The following is an 18,048-nucleotide window of genomic DNA, read 5'->3' on the forward strand; positions in this document are numbered from 1 at the left end:
GAATAAAATGCTGTCACCGGAAGACCGCCCGGCGCGTTAAGTCGCAGGCTTTGCGGCGAAACGTTTTGTTGTGCCTAACGAACGCTTAAGCCGGAATGAAGGAAGGCTTAACGCGGCGCGTGCGACGCCCGCCCGCCGTCAATCAAGCCGCTTGCTAACCAAGTCGCTTGCGCACGTCGTCGCGCATCTGCTCGCGGAACGCCTGACGGCGCGCGGCGCGGTCCTTAACGGGGACGTCGTGGCGATCGAACACGTCGAACTTCTCCAGGATCGGATAGTGCTCGCTCGCCATCGCCAGCACGCGCAGCAGCGCGGCGACCTTCGGGGTCGGGCCGGTGACCTCCCATTTGCGGAGCTTCTCGGCGCCGCCGGCGGCCGGCAACCCGCACAGCTTCGCCATGTCGGCCGCCGTCAGCTCGCGGCCAAGCGCCTCGCCGAGATGTTTGCGCAATTTCTTCAGTTCTGGGCCGGTCACGCTTTAAGTCCGCTCCGCGATCGCAAAGTGTGAAGTGAGTCACATGACGTGCTCGGGGTGCGGGCTATACGCCGCGCATGCGACTTCTAAAGGAAACCATCATGCACGGCATCATCGAAAGCCTCAGCCCCGAACACGGACACATCGATTGGAAATGGGTCGGCAGTGTGTTCGCGTTCTACGTCGTGCTGATGATCGGCGGCGTGGGCCTGCTGCTCGCGCATTGATCCTGCGAACCCGACGAGGGCACTTTCTGCCGTAGACAGTCCTCAGTTGCCGAGGGGCGAGGTCAATTTTCTCTTGACGGAACCGAGGGTTCGCCGAAGCCACGTATAGGCAAAGCGCTTGATGGACATGTTGGCCAGGCTCTGTTGATCCATGGCTAGCCGTTGGCAATCCGTCGCCAGCCTTTGGTGGTCTGTGGCCAGCCTTTCGTAGGCGTTGGCCAGCCCTTGATGGTCTTCTATCAGCTTGTTGTAGACGGGGAGAACATGTTCTTCCAGATATCGGCCGCGTGCGGTCAGCTCCAGTCCGCGCGTGCTGATGGCCAGTTCCAGGGGATCGAGCGCCCCGGGAATCGCATTGCGCGCAAGCTCAACCCGTTGCGCTTCGTCGACGACGACTTTGTCAAATCGCTCGACCATTCGCTTGAAAGTCCACGCCGGAGACAGCGCGACTTCGTGAAACGCACGATCAATGATGGATTGCGCCTTCGAAGGATTTCGTATGACCGAGACCACCTCCGCCATGTTGCTGTGGTCGCGGCTGAGCGGGACGTAATGATCCCACGGCTTTACCGCACCTGAATAGTCACCTTCATAGAGGATCATCAGAGTACGAAGCGCGGCAGCTTCGAAAATGCGGGGAGAAACCACCCGGATAACGATCTTGCCGTCGTCGTCTCCCAGAAATTTCTGTCTCACCACCTCGTGGGACACATCGGGATTTTCGGCGCAGAAGCGTTCCACCTGGATTTGGGCGTCCCCGGTGAAATCGATGAAACTGACCCCGCTCTCCGTCCCCAAAACGGCCTTCGAGCTCGCGATGAAGTCAACCCAGGAGCCGCCGTAGATTCGGGACGTTTCGCTCGTGTCGATGTCGCAGACCAGATTGTACTGCGCTGCATCAGCGGCAAATCTGTCGGCTATTCGCCATTTTTCCTCGGCGAAGTATCCGTACCAAGGCGGAGCCTTGCGTGCGCGATACGAAACGTCGAGCGGACGTTCCGAATAATTCGGCACGTCCATCGTCAACAGATGCTCGGGTACAAATCCCGTCAAAGTATGCTCGAAACGTACCTTGTCGAAGGGTCCCGATAGATTTTTCTGGTGACGTCCGAGTTCGTAACGGTGAAAATCGCTCCGACCTGCAGATCGGCCAATGCAGCATTTTGACGATCGATAAATCGATATTCGTCTTGAATGAACGCGACCTTGACCCCGTTGAAGCGCCTGATCTTGTCACGGAGCGATGCGGGAACATAGTTCTCCATCGAGATCACGACGGAATAGTGAAACACCAGGCAGTCAAAGGCATCCAGATCTGGTCCGATCGCATCGAACGCCAGCGAATCCACGATCGTATATTTATGCTGGCTGTATTGGCGAAACGCTCGGATATGGTCCGATACCGTATTGGTTTTCAGGGCTGCTGCTGCGCACAGCAGCAAAATGTTGTAGCGGGGGGATTGCACTCGGGTTTCTCGTCGTGGCGATCAAGCGGTTTGACGTGAATAATCTGATTCTCTCAACTTCCGCGCGGTCTCCGCTCACCAAATTTGCGAACTTGACATTCGCTCTCGCTGGTGCCTCCCGGGCGCCACGCTGGTGCGAGCCAAGTTCCTGAGGTTTGAAGTTCCGCTGGGCTGGGGTGCTCGCTTAGCAGGCATTCAGCGCGTCCTTGGCCTGCAACCCATGCAAGCGCAACCGAGGGGCGATATCAAGCCCATTTGCCCGTGCGGGATGATGGTCTGCATTGCGTGGATGCCAGCGCTCACTTCGCGGTCTCCGCCAATGATCTGACGCACCGTGCCGTCGTGCATCTGCTCACGAAATGCCTGGCGGCGCGCGGCGCGATCCTTGATTCGTGGAAAACCCGGTGGACTGGATTGAGCCGTCGAAAACGGCAGACGTGCAGATGTAGAGAGGTCGCGAGTAGTTTGCCAGCGCCCCGCTAGTGAGCCGCGCCGGATTGGTCGTGGGCCCGATCGGCGAGCGTCTTGCGGCCGCGCCGATTCAGCCATCCCTGGCCCCAATCCCGGAGCTGCAGCAGCAATGGACCAAGCGAGCGTCCCTCGTCGGTCAGGCTGTACTCCAACTTCGGAGGAATGACCGGATACGCGATCCGCTGGATCAGCCCATCCTCCTCCAGTTCGCGCAGTTGCTTGGTCAGGAGGCGCGGCGTGCAACCGGCCAAATGCCGATGCAGTTCGTTGAACCTCTGAGTCCCGTCGAGCAGGTGATAGAGGATCACCGACTTCCACTTGCCATTGATCAAGTTGACCGCTGCTTCCATCGAGCAGCCGGGACCAGATCATACCGCCTCTGCTTCTGCATATCGTTGACACTACGCTTTAGGATAGTACCGGCCAATTTTTTACAGTACGCGGGAACTGCTCTCCAGATGGATCAGGCCGCTGACATGCGTCAGCCGGCAATGAACAGGAGGAGGCAAGGGTGTGTCGAAGAGCGTGAGGTTTTTGTGTGGATGGGGTCGGTGGTGTCGCAGTTTGAATTTTATTGGGATAGCAAAGCGAGCCAGCCCGCCTCAGAACTGGAGTAGCACGCGGAACATGCTGCGTCCGAAATGTGCCTCGAAGGCGAACAGCGCGTAGAACTCCGCGATGCGCGGCCGCCTATCCGGCGGCAACCGTGCCAGGGAGGCATCGCTCGATGACCTGTCCGGCGGATCGTCGATGCAATCGGGATGGCCATCCGGCCGCCCCACGAAATGCGCGAGTTCGTGGATGAGCGTGCCGATCTGCAGGTCGCTCGACGCGAAGAAATAGACCGGCGCGATCACCACCGCATCCGCCCGCAGCGTGGCGGATGTGCCATTCGTCCGGTCGAGTTGAACGGTCTCGCCGCGCATGGTGACGCCGTTCGAAATCGCGAGCGCCAGCGTGCGGGATTCCGCCATCTCGTTAAAGGAGAGCGTAAACGGGAACTTAATGAAAGTCGTAGCGGGACTCAGGGCGGCGACCGAGAGCTCGCGATCGATGGCGCGAAAGGTGCGCTCGATCAGAACAAAATCCGGCGGCGGCGGATCGCTGAGCAGAACCGCGAAGTGCTTGCGCACGAGCGTCTGGGCCGGAGATTCGATTGTACCCATTACTTTCGCCGCGGTCAGCGTGCGCAGCGCGCTCTTCACGCAGGCCCGCGAGATGGGCAAGGTGTCATCGAACATCTGCTCCATCATCTCATCCGTGACGGTGAAGGTCGGTGCCGGCGGCGCAACCTGGCCGACACCGCTGCGGGGTGCAAGCGATCTCGATGATCCGCTCGCCAGGATTGGCAACGAGGCGCGTAAAATGCGATTGAGCGCCTGAATCGTCGGCCCGTTCGGGTCGATGCGGAAATCGACGAAACTGATGTTCTGCTTCTGGAACCTGCCGATCGCCGCGCGCGTCAACGGGCCCATCAAGCCATCCGTTGCGAGGCGTGGCGTCGGGCCGCCCTGACTGGTGCCGACCGCATTCAGTGCCTGCTGGATGGTGAGAACATCGTTGCGGACGTTGGCCCCGCCCTGCCCCACGGAACGGCCGACCACGACGGGCAAGGCGACCTGATTATCCGGTTCGACGCGGGGAGCGGTCGCGCGGCAGCTCTGATCAAAACAGTAGCAACGCAAGCGTCCCATTGGCTGTGCCCCAAGGCGATGCCGGCCCAGTTCTCAAGTCGAACTGCACCGGCTCTACCGGTCTACACAAATTCGCTTGCAAGTCCATGTGGCAACTTTGCTCGACTTGAGCTTGTCGTGCTGGCGGGTGCGTAGCGCAGTCTGCCGCGTGCTCAGGGCGGCCGACGCGGTGTAGTCGAAGCCGCGCCGGAAGCAGGCGACAAGGCCGCCGTCGCCGCGACCCAGCGCCTATTCTCCCTCTGTAATAAGAAGGAAGTCGACAAACACATCTGCGAAAAAGAAGAACTCGCCTTCCGCGTGCATCTTCAAATCGATTAGTCGAGATGATGTATATCGTCCGAAGCCGAAGACCGATGGTCTATCGCGAAAATCCGCCCCCGCCGATGCGGAGAAGTTTCGTTCCGCGGCGGCCCTTCGGGCCGGCTTGATCGTGGGTGTGTCTAGCAGATCAACCAGGCAAAACGGTTGTCGCCAGATAAGAATGGCGGCTCGTGGTCGTCGAGGCGCCCCGCGATGATCGACTCTATGCCCGCGAAGTAGCTTTCGTCGGGTGACCCAAACCAAACCTGTTGTGGCGATCGGTTAGTGGCAAACAAGCGGGATTAGTGCTGCAATCGCAAGAGGATCCAGGCCTCTCAATAGGATAGGTGGTGCTGCCAGACAGGATTGAACTGTCGACCTCTCCATTACCAATGGAGTGCTCTACCACTGAGCTACGGCAGCATGCCCGGGAAAAATTGAATCGGCCCCAAGGGCCCGTCCAAGCGGGCGGTTCTTGCCACAGGCCTCCCTTTCGCGCAAGCGAAACAGCGTCCCTGCTGCCCGTGAAATCGGCAGAAATTGGCGTTCCTCGCCGGCGATTCCGACCAATCCGGCCGATTTCGGCCAGATTGGGTTCCCGATCAGTCGGAAAGCTCCTGATTCGGCCGCCCGCCGAATCATGCCATCGAGCACAACTGGCCGACCGGGCAGGGTGCGCCGACGCCAGCCATTGTCTATGCTCAGCTTGCTAAGGAGTCGGCGGTTCGAGAGTTTTGCAATGACGGGCGATCGAGACAAGGGCGGCGGGCAGGCCGGGGCCCGCGTGAAGGATTCACGACAGGATCGTCTCAAGCTGGCGCTGCGCGAAAACCTGAAGCGGCGGAAGTCGCAGGCGCGCGGTCGCGAGGATGTGGCTTCCGAAGGGCCCGAGGACTCCTTAGATGACCGCTCGCTGGATGACGCCGGCGGAAACGAGCCGCGCCGTTAACCCGGCTCGTGTGTTGCAAGAACGTGCGTTGCAAGAAGAAGCGGGTCGCCGACATGGCTGTAGATGAGACGACGATCGATCGGCTGAACGCAACCGCCTACGCCTTCCCGCGCCATGAGCAGACCTTTCCGACCCTGACGGCGCATGAGATCGAGCGGATGCGTCGCTTCGGCGAGCCGCGGTCGTTTGGGGATGGCGAGGCGCTGTTCGAAACCGGCAAGCCGGGGCCCGGCATGTTCGTCGTGCTGTCGGGCTCAATCGCGATCACCCAGCGCGACGGCCTCGGCCATGTCACGCCTGTGATCGACCAGGGGCCCGGCCAATTCCTCGCCGAGATCGGCCAGCTTTCCGGCCGCCCCGCGCTGGTCGACGGCCATGCCGACGGTGTTGTCGAGACCTTGCTGCTGCCGCCGGAGCGGCTGCGCGCGCTGCTGGTTGCCGAGGCCGACCTCGGCGAGCGCATCATGCGCGCACTGATCCTGCGCCGGGTCAGCTTGATCCAGGGCGGCGCCGGCGGGCCGGTGCTGATCGGCCCTGCGTCTGTCGGCAACATGGCGCAGCTGCAGAATTTCCTGGCGCGCAACGGCCAGCCGCACCACTTCCTCGACCCCGAGACCGACAAGGACGCTGCCGACCTCGTCGCGCGCTATTCGCCGACGCGCGCCGAGCTGCCGCTGGTGGTCTGTCCGAACGGCACGGTGCTGCGCAATCCGTCCGAGACCGCGCTTGCGATGGCGCTCGGCATGATCGGCAACAGCGCGCATGACAAGCTCTACGATGTCGCCGTGGTCGGCAGCGGCCCGGCCGGGCTTGCCACCGCGGTCTATGCGGCCTCGGAAGGGTTGTCGGTCGCGGTGTTCGATTCCCGCGCCTTCGGCGGCCAGGCCGGCGCCAGCATGCGGATCGAAAATTATCTGGGCTTCCCGACCGGCATCTCCGGCCAGGCGCTCGCCGGGCGCGCCTTCAACCAGGCGCAGAAATTCGGCGCTGAGATGCTGATCCCGGTCTCCATCAAATCGCTCGACTGCACGAAGGCGTCGGGCGCGTTCGCGCTCGCCACCGGATGCGGGCACACGTTGCGCGCCAGGTCGGTGGTGGTGGCGAGCGGCGCGCGCTATCGCCGGCCTGGGATCGATAATCTCGAGAGCTATGAGGGCCGCGGCGTCTGGTACTGGGCCTCGCCGATCGAGGCGCGGCTCTGCGCCAACCAGGACGTCGTGCTGGTCGGCGGCGGCAACTCCGCAGGCCAGGCGGCGGTGTTCCTGTCGGCGCATGCCCGCAGGGTCAACATGATGATCCGCGGCGGCGGGCTCGGGGCCAGCATGTCGCGCTACCTGATCGAGCGCATCGAGGCGACGCCGAACATCGAATTGATGTTCAACACCGAGGTGATCGGGCTCGAAGGCGCGGAGACGCTGGAGCGCGTGCGCTGGCGCAGCCGGCTCGCGCCCGACGAGTTCACCATGGATATCCGCAATCTGTTTTTGTTCGTCGGCGCCGATCCGGCCACCGGCTGGCTCGAGGGTTGCGGGGTGCTGGTCGACCGCGGCGGCTTCGTGATGACCGGCGTGCAGAGCGGCGAGGGCGCGCGCGCCGTGCCGCTGCTCGAGACCACGGTGCCCGGCGTGTTCGCGGTCGGCGACGTCCGCTCCGGATCGGTCAAGCGCGTCGGCGGCGCGATCGGCGAGGGCGCCCAGGTCGTCGCCGCCCTGCATGGCTATCTCGCCGACGCGGGCAGTCCGTCGCTGTGAGAGAAGGATCCATTGGGGTAGCTCTATCCCCGTCATCCTGAGGTGCGAGCCTCTTCGGCGAGCCTCGAAGGATGCACGGCTCGGTCTGTGGCCGATTCATCCTTCGAGGCTCGCTCCGCTCGCACCTCAGGATGACGGATTGAACAGGGATGCATAAAGAGAGGCCAAAATGTCAAAAGGCTGCACCCACATCGCCGGCATCCAGGACGTCACGCCGAGCGCGCTCGGCTGCGAGGAGTGCCTGAAGAGCGGCAGCCGCTGGCTGCATTTGCGGATCTGCCGGAGCTGCGGCCATGTCGGCTGCTGCGACGACTCGCCGAACCGGCATGCGACGGCGCATTTCCACGCCACCGGCCATCCCGTGATCGAGGGCTACGATCCGCCGGAAGGATGGGGCTGGTGCTATGTCGACGAGGTGCTGTTCGATCTGTCGAAGCGCAAGACGCCGCATAACGGGCCGATCCCGCGCTATGACTGATTCAATGTCTCACCAGGCGCACGTGCCGCGTTGTGCGACATCGCTGCGAACATTTTCAGCAACAGCCGGCGTCGGCGAATTGTCATGAGATGCCGGTCATCCTGCCATCGAACCGTGTAGCAATTTTCGAGGATGCATCGTAACGTGGTGCGGGTCTCAACGGGGAGTGCGCCATATGACGACGTTGGTGCTTGTGCACGTCATTATCAGCCTGATTGCAATCGTCGCCGGTGTGATCGTGATGTTCGGCCTGCTCGGCTCGCGGGCGATGCCGGGGCTGACTGCGATCTTCCTCGTGTTCACGATCCTGACCAGCGCCACCGGGTTCGTGATCCCGCCGCTGGTGACCGAGAAGCTGCTGCCGTCGCACATCATCGGCGGCCTCTCGCTGCTGCTGCTCGCGATCGCCTGCATCGCGCTGTATGCGATGCAGCTCAAAGGCGCCTGGCGGCCGATCTATGTCGTGACCGCAATGGTCTCGCTCTATCTCAACGTCTTCGTGCTGGTGATCCAGAGCTTCCTCAAGGTGCCGGCGCTGCAGGCGCTGGCGCCGGCCGTGCCGCCGAATCCGCCCGCCGGCCCGGTGTTTGCGGTGGTGCAGGGCATCGTGCTGGTGTTCTTCGCCGTCGTGATCATCGGTGCCTGGCGCCGGTTCAGGCCGGTCACATTCGCCTGATCCAGGGCGGGTGACGTCGTCTCAAAGCGACGCACAGCATAGAAGATGAGGTGCGATGGCGCGTCCGCGACGCGCCATCGCCCGAGGTCCGTCTACGCCTGCGTGTCCGGACCAAAGGATCAGCAACAAGAGGAGCAATCAAATGCCCACCATCACCACCAAAGACGGCGTCGACATCTTCTACAAGGATTGGGGTTCGGGCCAGCCGATCGTGTTCAGCCATGGCTGGCCGCTGTCGTCGGACGATTGGGACGCCCAGATGCTGTTCTTCGTGGGGCACGGCTTTCGCGTCGTCGCCCATGACCGCCGCGGCCACGGCCGCTCCGCCCAGGTCGGCGACGGCCATGACATGGACCACTATGCCGACGACCTCGCTTCCGTCACCGCGCATCTCGATTTGAAGAACGCGGTCCACGTCGGCCATTCCACCGGCGGCGGCGAGGTCGTGCACTACATCGCGCGCCACGGCGAGAGCCGGGTGGCGAAGGCGGCGATTCTGAGCGCGGTGCCGCCCCTGATGCTGCAGACGGCGGCCAATCCCGGCGGCCTGCCGAAGTCGGTGTTCGACGGCCTGCAGGCGCAACTCGCGGCCAACCGCTCGCAATTCTACCGCGATCTGCCGGCCGGGCCGTTCTACGGCTACAACCGGCCCGGTGCGAAGCCGTCGGAGGCCGTGATCCAGAACTGGTGGCGGCAGGGCATGATGGGCGGCGCCAAGGCGCATTACGACGGCATCGTCGCGTTCTCGCAGACCGATTTCACCGAGGACCTGAAGAAGATCAACGTCCCGGTGCTGGTGATGCATGGCGACGACGACCAGATCGTGCCCTACGCCGATTCCGGCCCGCTCTCGGCCAAGCTTTTGAAGAACGGCACGCTGAAGACCTACAAGGGCTTTCCGCACGGCATGCCGACGACGGAAGCCGAGACCATCAACAAGGATCTGCTGGCGTTCATCAGGGGCTGATGTGACGCTGCTCTCTTGCGCCAGGCAACGCAGCGTCACTTCGATCGCGTAAGGGAGCCACCAGCGGCAAGGTTCCCTCCCCCCTTGCGGGGCCCGCAAGGGGGAGGGAGCCTGACCAGCGTGCTCACCTCTCCAGAATTCGCCTAACGAATAGCGCAGAGATCCTGTCGCTCCGCACGCTCACTCGAAAATCGCACGGATCGCGGCGAAGATGCGCTTGGCGAGCAGCTCCGGCTTCTCGCGGGCGCCGTCGGCGGCCCAGAGATCGCCGCCGACGCGCATCGCGCCGGTGGTGATCATTGCGACCAGCCGGGCCTTCATCCGGTCGGCCTTGTTGCCGGCGCGCATGAGCAAGGCGTCGGCGAGCTCGCGCTCGAGCTTCTCGTATTTCACCTGATCGCGGGCCTGCAGCGCCGGATTGTCGCGCTTGAGCTTTGCCAGTGCGACCGCCTCGCGCGGATCGAGCTGCCGCACCATCTCGGCGATCGCATTCTCAGCGGCCTGCAGCATGGATTCGGTGGCCGGGCGCGCTGCGACCGCCGCGATCAGCGCCGTGCTGCCGTCCTCCTGCCAGGCGAACACGACGTCTTCCTTCGACGCGAAATAGTGAAAGAAGGTGCGGCGCGAGATATCAGCTGCGGCGACGATGTCGTCGAGCGTGGTCGCCTCGAAGCCGCGCTCGAGAAACAGTGCCATCGCCGCCCGGGTCAACCGCTCCCGTGTTTCCCGCCGCTTGCGCGCGCGCAGGCCGGACGTCGCCGTGGGCGGCGCCGAATTCCCGTTGGATTGCCGCGGCTTGGCGGATTTGCGCGCGGGCGCAGAGCGTTTCAAATTTTTCACCTCTTGCAAAAATGCACTTAGTGCACATTTCACCGGATGCGGCTGGAACCCGCAAGACCGACAACAACCGTCAGAACCGATTCGTGTCGCAAGGAGATATAAGCATGACCGGCTGGAGCACTGCAGACATTCCGCGGCAGCGCGGCAGGACCGCCGTGATAACAGGCGCGACCGGCGGGCTCGGCTATGAGACCGCGCTCGCGCTGGCGCGTGCCGGCGCCAATGTCGTGCTGACCGGGCGCAACGGCGCCAAGGGGCAGGACGCGCTGGCGCGGATCCGCGCGCAGCTCCCCGATGCGGCGGTCACCTATGAGACGCTCGACCTCGCGAGCCTCGCATCGGTCGCCGATTTCGCCGCGCGCTTTGCCGCCAGCCACGATGCGCTCGACCTGTTGATCAACAATGCCGCCGTGATGGCGCTGCCGAAACGGCAGGTCACGTCAGACGGCTTCGAGATGCAGTTCGGCACCAACTATCTCGGCCACTACGCGCTGACCGCGCATCTGTTGCCGCAGCTGCGCCGCGGCCAAAACACCCGCGTCGTCAATCTGTCGAGCCTCGCCCACCGCACCGGCGCGATCAGTTTCGCCGATTTGCAGTCGCAGCGCGACTATGTGCCATGGCGTGCCTACTGCCAGTCGAAGCTTGCGATGCTGATGTTCGCGCTCGAGCTGCAGCGCCGCAGCGCGCGCAATGGCTGGGGGATCATGAGCAATGCCGCGCATCCAGGCTACGCGCGCACCGAGCTGATCCCGAACGGACCAGGCACCGACAGCTTGTCGTGGCGGCTCGGCCGATATCTGCAGCCCTTCATGAGCCATTCGGCGGCCGCGGGCGCGCTGCCGACGCTGTTCGCAGCGACCTCGCCGGCGGCCGAGCCCGGCGGCTATTACGGGCCGGACTGGTTCTATGAATTGAAGGGACCGCCGGTGCCGGCGCGGATCATGCGGCAGGCGAGGGACACCGTGGTGGCGGAGCAGCTCTGGGATGTCTCGGCGATGCTGACCAGTGTATCGTTCGATCAGGTCGCCACCGCCGCCTGAGCGCGATCGGGCGGCAAGGCGGCATCGAGGGGCAATCGAGATGAAAATCATCCTGTTCGGCGCGACCGGCATGGTCGGGCAGGGCGTGCTGCGCGAATGCCTGCTTGATGGCGGCGTCGAGCGGGTGCTCGCAGTTGGGCGCAGCCTGACCGGGCAGCGCGATGCCAAGCTCGTCGAGTTGACCTGCGACAATTTCGTCGATTACAGCGCGATCGAGCCGCAGCTGACCGGCTACGATGCCTGCTTCTTCTGTCTCGGCGTCTCCTCGATCGGCATGGACGAGGCGCGCTACCGCCATCTCACCTACGACGTCACGCTGGCCGCCGCGACGACGCTGGCGCGGCTCAATCCCGGCATGGTGTTCACCTATGTCACCGGACGCGGCACCGATTCCACCGAGCAGGGCTCGCTGATGTGGGCGCGGGTCAAGGGCAAGACCGAGAACGACCTGCTGAAACTGCCGTTCAAGGCCGCCTACATGTTCCGGCCCGCCGGCATCCAGCCGCTGCATGGCGTGCGTTCCAAGACGCCCTGGGTGCAGGCGATCTATCTCGCGACCTCGCCGCTGCTGTCGCTTCTGGTCCGGCTCGCCCCCGCCTACATGACCACCTCGGAACAGCTCGGCCGCGCCATGCTCAAGGTCGTCCGCGACGGCTACCCCCGGCCGGTGCTGGAGAGCGAGGACATCAACAGCCTCTGAGCCGTGCCGGGGACCCGGTTCCCTTGGAGCGGGATTTGCTCCGGATTTCCTTGGGCCACGTGGTACCTCGGGCGTCTCAAGGCGTTATAACTAACGCATGTCCCCACCTGCTCCCCTGAAACTGATCGCCCTCGATGCCGAAGACCTTGCGGTGATCTCCGCCCATGTGCAGGACGCCCGCGTCCAGCCCGCCGACATCGTCTGGCGCCAGGACGAGAAACGCCTGGTGGTCGGGTTGAACCGGCTCGACTGGGAGCAGACCCTGTCCGGCGGCGCCTGCTCGCGCCAGCTGATCGCCGCGCTCAGGTTCGACCGGGTGCTGGCATGCAAGTCGCGCAATATCGACCTGGAGGCCCCGGAGGGCACCCTGGAACTGCTCGGGATCGAATTCTATGCCTCCGACCCGCCGGGCGGCAGCGCGCTCCTGATGTTCGGCCAGGGCGCCGCGCTGCGGCTCGATGTCGAGTGCCTGGAGTGCGAATTGACCGATCTCGGCACGGATGATCTCGGGGTGGCGGCGGGGTAAATATGCCGTCGTCCCAGCGAAGGCCGGGACCCATAATCACAAATGCCATTTGTTATGGGACGCTGGGGGGCCCACCCTGCTCCAGCTGCGGGCTTCAGGGGTAATGGGTCCCGGCCTTCGCCGGGACGACGGTGGGCGGGACGACGGTGGGATTGCGTGTCTGGCAAGGGTTGACGGCCATTATCCGCCGCGCCATTGAGCAGGGACCCAGAATCCTCTTCAGAAAGCCGCCATGCCCGTTCGCCTGGACCGACAGAGCGCCGATTTCGACCAGCGTTTCCGCGATTTCCTGGCGGCCAAGCGCGAGGTATCGGCCGACGTCGAGCGCGCCACCCGCGCCATCGTCGACGACGTGGCGGCTCGCGGCGACGCGGCGCTGCTCGAGGCGACCAAGAAATTCGACCGGCTCGACATCGACGCCGCCGGCCTGCGCATCACCGCCGCCGAGATCGACGCCGCGGTGGCCGCGTGCGACCCCAAAACCGTCGAGGCGCTAAAATTCGCGCGCGACCGGATCGAGACCTTTCACCGCCGCCAGCTGCCGAAGGACGAGCGCTTCACCGATGCCGCCGGCGTCGAGCTCGGCTGGCGCTGGAGCGCGGTCGATGCGGTCGGGCTCTACGTGCCCGGCGGCACCGCGGCCTATCCGTCCTCGGTGCTGATGAACGCGGTGCCGGCCAAGGTCGCCGGCGTGCCGCGGGTGGTGATGGTGGTGCCGGCGCCGGACGGCAAGCTCAACCCGCTGGTGCTGGCGGCAGCAGGTCTCGGCGGCGTCTCGGAGATCTACCGCGTCGGCGGCGCCCAGGCGGTGGCGGCGCTGGCCTATGGCACCGCGACGATCGCGCCGGTCGCCAAGATCGTCGGCCCCGGCAACGCCTATGTCGCCGCCGCCAAGCGGCTGGTGTTCGGCAAGGTCGGTATCGACATGATCGCCGGCCCGTCCGAGGTGCTTGTGATCGCCGACGACACCGGCAATGCCGACTGGATCGCGGCCGATCTCTTGGCGCAGGCCGAGCATGACGTCAGCGCGCAGTCGATCCTGATCACCGACAGTGCGCGGCTCGCCGCCGATGTCGAGCGCGCGGTCGAGGCGCAGCTTGCGACGCTGCCGCGTGCGGCGATTGCGCGCGCCTCGTGGGACGATTTCGGTGCGATCATCATGGTCGCAAAGCTCGACGACGCGGTCGAGCTCGCCAACGCGATCGCGGCCGAGCATCTGGAGATCATGACCGCGGACGCCGAGGGCCTGTCGAAGCAGGTCCGCAATGCCGGGGCGATCTTCCTCGGGGCCCATACGCCCGAGGCGATCGGCGATTATGTCGGCGGCTCCAACCATGTGCTGCCGACCGCGCGCTCGGCGCGGTTCTCCTCGGGCCTCGGGGTGCTTGACTTCATGAAGCGAACCTCGATCCTGAGGTGCGGGCCGGATCAGCTTCGTGCGCTCGGGCCCGCCGCGATGACGCTCGGCCAGGCCGAGGGTCTCGATGCCCATTCACGTTCCGTCGGATTGCGCCTCAACCTCTCATGAACAAGCCACCAGACGACGAGGATTCCAACAATCGCATCGTCGCGGTGACGCTCGACGAGGAATCGATCGGCCGTTCCGGGCCCGACATCGAGCATGAGCGGGCGATCGCGATCTACGACCTGGTCGAGCAGAATCTGTTTGCGCCGGAAGGCGGCGCCGGGCCGGGGCCCTACACCCTGCACATCGCGATCACCGGCAACCGGCTGATGTTCGATATCCGCAAGGAGGACGGCGCGCCGGTGGTCGCGCATCTCTTGTCGCTGACGCCGTTCCGCCGCGTCGTGAAGGACTACTTCATGATCTGCGACAGCTATTATCAGGCAATCCGGACAGCTACGCCGGACAAGATCGAGGCGATCGACATGGGCCGCCGCGGCATCCATGACGAGGGCTCGCGCACGCTGCAGGAGCGGCTCAAGGGCAAGGTGCGCGTCGACTTCGAGACCGCGCGGCGGCTGTTCACGCTGATCACTGTGCTGCACTGGAAGGGTGAGGGCGGGCAATGATCGGAATGACGCTTGACGGGGGCGCGCCCCGGTCGAAAAAAGCCTGATCGCATGGAAGCGCCGCGCGCGCGCAACCCGCAGGCTGTGCTGTTCGCATGCGGCCTCAACAGCGTGCGCTCACCGATGGCCGAAAGCCTGCTGCAGCAGATGTTCCCGCAAGGCCTCTATGTCCGCTCGGCCGGCGTGCGGAAGGGCGAGCTCGACCCGTTCGCGATCGCCGTGATGGCCGAGCTCGGCCAGGACATCTCCACCCACAAGCCGCAAACCTTTGAGGAGCTCGAGGACTGGGAAGGCCTGAACTTCGACCTGATCATCACGCTGGCGCCGGAGGCCCACCACAGGGCGCTCGACCTCACCCGCACGGTCGCGGCCGATGTCGAATACTGGCCGACGGTGGACCCGACCGGCACCGAGGGGACACGCGAGCAGAAGCTCGCTGCCTATCGCGAGGTCTGCGACGGCCTGTTGCTGCGCATCCGCCGCCGTTTTGCCAAGGGCGCGGCGAACCTGTGAGGCTTCGCGAGGCGTGCTCCGATTCGCAGAACGCCCCTGTCGCCAGATAGATCGTAGGATGGGTGGAGCGTAGCGATGCCCATCACGTTTGCCGCGAAATGATGGGTATCGCTTGCGCTCCACCCATCCTACGGCACCGTACAAAAGGACTCGGCCCGCGGCTTGTCGCCAGACTGACAAGCAGCTGTGCTTATGGGGCCTTGTCGCCCACGGGGAAGCGCGATTCGCAGCCGGTTCCAAGGTTGTGCATCCATGCCCCATCCGATAGGTTCCGCCCGCGTCCGTCCCCCCGATTCAGCCCAAAAGCCCGCATGCTAGGCCGTCCCAAATTCGTTCTTGCTTCCGGTTCGCCGCGGCGGCTGGCCCTGCTCAACCAGGCCGGCATCGAGCCCGATGCGTTGCGTCCGGCCGATGTCGACGAGACCCCGCGGCGGGGCGAGTTGCCGCGCGCCTGCGCCAATCGGCTGGCGCGTGCGAAAGCGGACGCCGCGCTGAAATCGGTGCAGCTCGACGACGATCTGCGCGGCTCCTTCATCATTGCCGCCGACACCGTGGTCGCGGTCGGCCGCCGCATTTTGCCGAAAGCCAATCTGGTCGACGAGGCTGCGCAGTGCCTGCGGCTTTTGTCGGGCCGCAACCATCGCGTCTACACCGCGATCTGCGTGGTGACGCCGCGCGAGGCATTCCGCCAGCGCCTGGTGGAGACGCGCGTGCGCTTCAAGCGGCTCAGCGACGACGATATCCAAGCCTATATCGGCTCCGGCGAATGGCGCGGCAAGGCCGGCGGCTATGCCGTGCAGGGCATCGCCGGATCCTTCGTGGTCAAGCTGGTCGGTTCCTACACCAATGTGGTCGGCCTGCCGCTCTACGAGACCGTGACCCTGCTCGGCGGCGAGGGCTTTCCGATCCGCCACGGCTGGCTCAACGCCGTCGCGGTGTGAGATCTGACGAATCTCTCTTCCGGCGCCACGTCGGCACTGCACCTCTCCCCTTGTGGGAGAGGTCGGAATTCAAGCGACAGCTTGAATTCCGGGTGAGGGGTCTCTGCCTCCGCGGACAGAAACCCCTCATCCGGCGCTGCGCGCCACCTTCTCCCACAGGGGGAGAAGGGAAAGTGGGCCCGCGGCGGTCGCGGAACACGCGGCCGCCTCCTCAATCACCAGATGGTATAAACTCCGCCCAGCCATGACCGACCAAGCCCGAACACCCCCTGCCACCGCGCGCGCCTGCCCGATCTGCAGCAAGCCCGCCCAGCAGGCTTTTCTCCCGTTCTGTTCCCCGCGCTGCCGCGACGTCGACCTCAACCGCTGGCTGACCGGCCGCTACGTCGTCCCCGGCCGCGAGGACGACGTAGAGGACGGGGAATAGCCAAGATTTCCCAACAAGTTGGGGAAAGTGCACAGGCCGGGCCTGCCACGCCGAAGCCTTTGGCGAAGGCGGGTGGACACGGCGCCCCGACCTCTCTATAAACCGCCCGCTCGCTGCGGCCTTTCGGCCCCGCGAGTATGCCCAGGTAGCTCAGTTGGTAGAGCATGCGACTGAAAATCGCAGTGTCGGTGGTTCGATCCCGCCCCTGGGCACCACGATTTCAATGACTTACGCCCAGCACAATTGTTGAGTTAGACGCTTCCGCTGACAAGTTAGACAGTTATGTTCGCGATTTGCTCCCTAGCGGATCGAGTTTTGTGATCACCTCCCGCATTCGTTGCGAAGTATCTGCTGACTCCGAGTAGTGGATCGCCATCGCGAGTGTCTTCTGGCCAAGCCAGCGGCGCACTGTGTCGATATCGTAGCCTGCTTCAATGAGAAGCGTGCCGACCGTGTGACGAAGGCCATGAAACGTGAGGTCGTCGCCAATTCTGCCTGATCGTTTGAGAGTGGCCATCGCCTTGATGAAACTCGAATTGAAACCGCTCTCGGTCCATGGCGTGGCGTTCGTCGTTGCAGCGACGGTGATCGCATTGTGGTGCGGAGATCCAGCCAGGATTTGAGCCAAGTCTGGATGGATTGGAATCGAAAGCTCTAGACCGGTCTTGTTCGTTCGCCGCCAAATTCGCCCACTTCGGATGGCACTCTTCCTAAGCGCCAGTACGTCGCCTTTGCGAAGGCCAGTGAACATCGCCAGCGCCACCGGTAATTTCAATTGGTGTGGCAGTTCCGTGAGCACGGTTCTGCATTCTTCGATTGTCCAAGGTCTATTGGCAGCCGGTGCAATCCTTGAGCGCCTGACTCTCTTCACGCCCTTGACCGGGTTTTCGCGAATGATCCCGTGTTCTTTGCCGTGTTCACAGGCGACTGAAATGACTGCCATCACATAATTCGCCTGCCTGCGGCCATGTCGCTCGGCCATTTTATCTCTCAGCCCGGCAATGAACTGCGGTGTCAATTCAACGAGTGGCATCTCGTCTAGCGGGTTGAGCAAATTCATCATTCGCGAATAGCCGTTCCGAGAGGTAATTGCCAAATCGGTGAAAGCCGGTGACGCCCTGTAAGATGCAAATAGCTTTCCCATCGTACCCGGTAGAGCTTCGGCCTTCCTGAGCTTGCGTTCCAGCGTTTCCAACTCGGCGATGAATTCCGCAGTGCCAAATTCAGATTTTAGTCGCACGCCAGATTTGCGATGGTATGCATACCACCGGCCTTTTACCCGATACCGCTTAAGCCCCTTCACGCGGATTATTGCCATCGCACTACCTCAACAAAGAGAGCCAATCTTTTCGTCCATGGGAATTATTTCCCCTCAAAGTTTCGATCCAATCATCTAAGTCGCGAATGTCATACCTCTCAAGTCGTTTGCCCTCGCCTAGGGCAATCGGGGTGACGGGACAAACCGCTGCAAATGTTGCGATACTAACTCCACAGTAAGCAGCTGCTTGTTGCTTTTTCAGAAGTCTTGGGATGCTGAGCGGGACATTGGTCTTTCCGTTGTCCTGCTCAG

At 63.6% G+C, this 18,048-nt stretch carries 21 protein-coding genes and 2 tRNA genes; 15 read left to right on the forward strand and 8 right to left on the reverse strand.

Going from position 1 to position 18,048, the window contains the following annotated elements; all coding sequences use genetic code 11:
• Positions 1–154: 154 nt before the first annotated feature.
• Positions 155–475 (reverse strand): hypothetical protein, encoded by a 321-nt coding sequence (locus HAP54_RS15700; RefSeq protein ID WP_029079854.1) that lies wholly within the window; start codon positions 473–475, stop codon positions 155–157.
• A 101-nt stretch (positions 476–576) separates the two neighbouring features.
• Here HAP54_RS15700 and HAP54_RS15705 point away from each other — a divergent pair, with 101 nt between their 5' ends.
• Positions 577–702 carry a hypothetical protein gene (locus HAP54_RS15705; RefSeq protein WP_283843209.1) on the forward strand — a complete coding sequence of 42 codons (126 nt, stop codon included), beginning with the start codon at positions 577–579 and terminating at the stop codon, positions 700–702.
• A 42-nt stretch (positions 703–744) separates the two neighbouring features.
• On the opposite strand, the gene HAP54_RS15710 is transcribed toward HAP54_RS15705, so the two are convergent.
• From HAP54_RS15710 to HAP54_RS15730, 5 genes are all read right to left on the reverse strand, one after another.
• Positions 745–1,728 carry a hypothetical protein gene (locus HAP54_RS15710; RefSeq protein ID WP_166301429.1) on the reverse strand — a complete coding sequence of 328 codons (984 nt, stop codon included), beginning with the start codon at positions 1,726–1,728 and terminating at the stop codon, positions 745–747.
• Positions 1,729–1,751: 23 nt separating this feature from the next.
• Positions 1,752–2,168, reverse strand: a complete 417-nt coding sequence (locus tag HAP54_RS15715; protein ID WP_166301432.1) for a hypothetical protein — start codon at positions 2,166–2,168, stop codon at positions 1,752–1,754.
• A 479-nt stretch (positions 2,169–2,647) separates the two neighbouring features.
• Positions 2,648–2,989, reverse strand: coding sequence for a winged helix-turn-helix transcriptional regulator (locus HAP54_RS15720; protein ID WP_166301435.1), 342 nt, complete (start codon positions 2,987–2,989; stop codon positions 2,648–2,650).
• A 252-nt stretch (positions 2,990–3,241) separates the two neighbouring features.
• Positions 3,242–4,333, reverse strand: coding sequence for a peptidoglycan-binding protein (locus HAP54_RS15725; protein ID WP_166301438.1), 1,092 nt, complete (start codon positions 4,331–4,333; stop codon positions 3,242–3,244).
• A 648-nt stretch (positions 4,334–4,981) separates the two neighbouring features.
• A tRNA-Thr gene (locus HAP54_RS15730) sits at positions 4,982–5,056 on the reverse strand.
• Between the two features lie 316 nt (positions 5,057–5,372).
• Here HAP54_RS15730 and HAP54_RS15735 point away from each other — a divergent pair.
• The 5 genes from HAP54_RS15735 to HAP54_RS15755 all read left to right on the forward strand — a co-directional run bounded on the left by HAP54_RS15735 (position 5,373) and on the right by HAP54_RS15755 (position 9,454).
• Positions 5,373–5,582 carry a hypothetical protein gene (locus tag HAP54_RS15735; RefSeq protein ID WP_166301441.1) on the forward strand — a complete coding sequence of 70 codons (210 nt, stop codon included), beginning with the start codon at positions 5,373–5,375 and terminating at the stop codon, positions 5,580–5,582.
• Positions 5,583–5,635: 53 nt separating this feature from the next.
• Positions 5,636–7,333 (forward strand): FAD-dependent oxidoreductase, encoded by a 1,698-nt coding sequence (locus HAP54_RS15740; RefSeq protein ID WP_166301444.1) that lies wholly within the window; start codon positions 5,636–5,638, stop codon positions 7,331–7,333.
• A gap of 169 nt (positions 7,334–7,502) precedes the next feature.
• Positions 7,503–7,811 (forward strand): UBP-type zinc finger domain-containing protein, encoded by a 309-nt coding sequence (locus HAP54_RS15745; RefSeq protein WP_166301447.1) that lies wholly within the window; start codon positions 7,503–7,505, stop codon positions 7,809–7,811.
• A gap of 175 nt (positions 7,812–7,986) precedes the next feature.
• The gene (locus HAP54_RS15750; protein WP_166301450.1) at positions 7,987–8,487 is read left to right on the forward strand and encodes a hypothetical protein; all 501 of its coding nucleotides are present in this window, start codon (positions 7,987–7,989) and stop codon (positions 8,485–8,487) included.
• 142 nt (positions 8,488–8,629) lie between these two features.
• Positions 8,630–9,454 (forward strand): alpha/beta fold hydrolase, encoded by an 825-nt coding sequence (locus HAP54_RS15755; RefSeq protein WP_029079848.1) that lies wholly within the window; start codon positions 8,630–8,632, stop codon positions 9,452–9,454.
• A gap of 180 nt (positions 9,455–9,634) precedes the next feature.
• Here the strand turns inward: HAP54_RS15755 and HAP54_RS15760 are convergent, their stop codons facing one another.
• Positions 9,635–10,285: a TetR family transcriptional regulator gene (locus tag HAP54_RS15760; RefSeq protein ID WP_414646196.1), complete on the reverse strand. Its 651-nt coding sequence runs from the start codon at positions 10,283–10,285 to the stop codon at positions 9,635–9,637.
• Between the two features lie 113 nt (positions 10,286–10,398).
• On the opposite strand from HAP54_RS15760, the gene HAP54_RS15765 reads away from it, so the two are divergent.
• From HAP54_RS15765 to HAP54_RS15805, 9 genes are all read left to right on the forward strand, one after another.
• Positions 10,399–11,337: an SDR family oxidoreductase gene (locus HAP54_RS15765; RefSeq protein ID WP_166301453.1), complete on the forward strand. Its 939-nt coding sequence runs from the start codon at positions 10,399–10,401 to the stop codon at positions 11,335–11,337.
• Positions 11,338–11,377: 40 nt separating this feature from the next.
• Complete coding sequence (locus HAP54_RS15770; RefSeq protein WP_166301456.1) at positions 11,378–12,037, forward strand: epimerase; 660 nt, start codon at positions 11,378–11,380, stop codon at positions 12,035–12,037.
• 97 nt (positions 12,038–12,134) lie between these two features.
• A complete protein-coding gene (locus HAP54_RS15775) occupies positions 12,135–12,563 on the forward strand; it encodes a DUF2948 family protein (RefSeq protein WP_166301459.1) in 429 nt (142 codons plus the stop codon).
• A gap of 232 nt (positions 12,564–12,795) precedes the next feature.
• The gene (gene hisD, locus HAP54_RS15780; protein WP_166301462.1) at positions 12,796–14,091 is read left to right on the forward strand and encodes a histidinol dehydrogenase; all 1,296 of its coding nucleotides are present in this window, start codon (positions 12,796–12,798) and stop codon (positions 14,089–14,091) included.
• Complete coding sequence (locus HAP54_RS15785) at positions 14,088–14,597, forward strand: UPF0262 family protein (RefSeq protein ID WP_166301465.1); 510 nt, start codon at positions 14,088–14,090, stop codon at positions 14,595–14,597. Before hisD ends, HAP54_RS15785 begins: the two co-directional genes overlap by 4 nt.
• Positions 14,598–14,648: 51 nt before the next feature.
• Positions 14,649–15,110, forward strand: a complete 462-nt coding sequence (locus HAP54_RS15790; RefSeq protein ID WP_166301468.1) for a low molecular weight phosphatase family protein — start codon at positions 14,649–14,651, stop codon at positions 15,108–15,110.
• Positions 15,111–15,421: 311 nt separating this feature from the next.
• On the forward strand, positions 15,422–16,051 hold the full coding sequence (locus HAP54_RS15795) for a Maf-like protein (RefSeq protein WP_166301471.1): 630 nt from the start codon (positions 15,422–15,424) through the stop codon (positions 16,049–16,051).
• Positions 16,052–16,295: 244 nt separating this feature from the next.
• The gene (gene yacG, locus HAP54_RS15800) at positions 16,296–16,478 is read left to right on the forward strand and encodes a DNA gyrase inhibitor YacG (protein WP_166301474.1); all 183 of its coding nucleotides are present in this window, start codon (positions 16,296–16,298) and stop codon (positions 16,476–16,478) included.
• A 139-nt stretch (positions 16,479–16,617) separates the two neighbouring features.
• Positions 16,618–16,693 (forward strand) — tRNA-Phe (locus tag HAP54_RS15805).
• Between the two features lie 65 nt (positions 16,694–16,758).
• On the opposite strand, the gene HAP54_RS15810 is transcribed toward HAP54_RS15805, so the two are convergent.
• A complete protein-coding gene (locus HAP54_RS15810; protein WP_176422240.1) occupies positions 16,759–17,796 on the reverse strand; it encodes a tyrosine-type recombinase/integrase in 1,038 nt (345 codons plus the stop codon).
• Positions 17,797–18,048: the final 252 nt, after the last annotated feature.

Origin of the sequence: Bradyrhizobium sp. 2S1, assembly GCF_011516625.5 — a bacterium.
GTDB classification, from domain to species: domain Bacteria; phylum Pseudomonadota; class Alphaproteobacteria; order Rhizobiales; family Xanthobacteraceae; genus Bradyrhizobium; species Bradyrhizobium septentrionale.

Bases quoted from the DNA above. Each gene is read 5' to 3' on its own strand.
- HAP54_RS15740 (WP_166301444.1), top strand. From the start codon at position 5,636: ATGGCTGTAGATGAGACGACGATCGATCGGCTGAACGCAACCGCCTAC.
- HAP54_RS15775 (WP_166301459.1), top strand. From the start codon at position 12,135: ATGTCCCCACCTGCTCCCCTGAAACTGATCGCCCTCGATGCCGAAGAC.
- HAP54_RS15795 (WP_166301471.1), top strand. From the start codon at position 15,422: ATGCTAGGCCGTCCCAAATTCGTTCTTGCTTCCGGTTCGCCGCGGCGG.
- HAP54_RS15810 (WP_176422240.1), bottom strand. From the start codon at position 17,796: ATGGCAATAATCCGCGTGAAGGGGCTTAAGCGGTATCGGGTAAAAGGC.
- HAP54_RS15785 (WP_166301465.1), top strand. From the start codon at position 14,088: ATGAACAAGCCACCAGACGACGAGGATTCCAACAATCGCATCGTCGCG.
- HAP54_RS15735 (WP_166301441.1), top strand. From the start codon at position 5,373: ATGACGGGCGATCGAGACAAGGGCGGCGGGCAGGCCGGGGCCCGCGTG.
- HAP54_RS15755 (WP_029079848.1), top strand. From the start codon at position 8,630: ATGCCCACCATCACCACCAAAGACGGCGTCGACATCTTCTACAAGGAT.
- HAP54_RS15720 (WP_166301435.1), bottom strand. From the start codon at position 2,989: ATGGAAGCAGCGGTCAACTTGATCAATGGCAAGTGGAAGTCGGTGATC.
- HAP54_RS15705 (WP_283843209.1), top strand. From the start codon at position 577: ATGCACGGCATCATCGAAAGCCTCAGCCCCGAACACGGACACATCGAT.
- HAP54_RS15750 (WP_166301450.1), top strand. From the start codon at position 7,987: ATGACGACGTTGGTGCTTGTGCACGTCATTATCAGCCTGATTGCAATC.
- HAP54_RS15790 (WP_166301468.1), top strand. From the start codon at position 14,649: ATGGAAGCGCCGCGCGCGCGCAACCCGCAGGCTGTGCTGTTCGCATGC.
- HAP54_RS15770 (WP_166301456.1), top strand. From the start codon at position 11,378: ATGAAAATCATCCTGTTCGGCGCGACCGGCATGGTCGGGCAGGGCGTG.
- yacG (WP_166301474.1), top strand. From the start codon at position 16,296: ATGACCGACCAAGCCCGAACACCCCCTGCCACCGCGCGCGCCTGCCCG.
- HAP54_RS15765 (WP_166301453.1), top strand. From the start codon at position 10,399: ATGACCGGCTGGAGCACTGCAGACATTCCGCGGCAGCGCGGCAGGACC.
- HAP54_RS15725 (WP_166301438.1), bottom strand. From the start codon at position 4,333: ATGGGACGCTTGCGTTGCTACTGTTTTGATCAGAGCTGCCGCGCGACC.
- hisD (WP_166301462.1), top strand. From the start codon at position 12,796: ATGCCCGTTCGCCTGGACCGACAGAGCGCCGATTTCGACCAGCGTTTC.
- HAP54_RS15745 (WP_166301447.1), top strand. From the start codon at position 7,503: ATGTCAAAAGGCTGCACCCACATCGCCGGCATCCAGGACGTCACGCCG.